This is a genomic window from Thalassolituus marinus (assembly GCF_020320395.1).
GTDB classification, from domain to species: domain Bacteria; phylum Pseudomonadota; class Gammaproteobacteria; order Pseudomonadales; family Oceanobacteraceae; genus Venatoribacter; species Venatoribacter marinus.
On sequence record NZ_JAEDAH010000073.1, the window covers coordinates 1 to 531 of the forward strand.

A 531-nucleotide genomic window follows, 5' to 3' on the forward strand; every position below is an offset into this window, starting at 1 on the left:
CGTTGGGCACTGCAGTTCAGCCAACAGATGGCCGCTGTTATCTGTGTTTACCGTTCCGCTAAGATATCCGATAGCATCCTGACCTGTAGCATCGGTAGCCCAGTAAGTGGCGTTTATATTAACTCCAGATAGCCACCCCGCGATGCCCCCCCGATAAGAACCATCACTAGTGACAAGCCCCATCACCAGCACTTGATTGAGCTGGCTGACGTCTTTCCAGCTACGGGCCCGTCCTACCAGACCACCGATATAGTTACCCCCTGCAACAGAAGCTTCAGAGAGGCCATATTGCACGGTTGAGTTGTACAGATCTCCGACAATACCACCGGCATAACCATCAGCCACCTGCACTGAGCCTGTGGCATAGACGCCGCTGATCACAGAGCCTGCAGAGGCATACCCCGATAACAGCCCGGCATAGCCATTGCCAACGACCTGCGTCAAGGGTCCCGTCAGGGCAAGCTGCTGCAAACGGGCTTCTCGTACAGAAGCGAATAAACCTGAATAGTTAGAGCCAGGCCTATTAATCCA

General features: G+C 54.0%; 1 protein-coding gene. It reads right to left on the reverse strand.

Features of this window, described 5'->3' with window-relative positions; all coding sequences use genetic code 11:
- Positions 1–471: hypothetical protein (locus tag I9W95_RS12385; protein WP_225675334.1), on the reverse strand; the 471-nt coding region annotated here is incomplete at its 3' end.
- Positions 472–531: the final 60 nt, after the last annotated feature.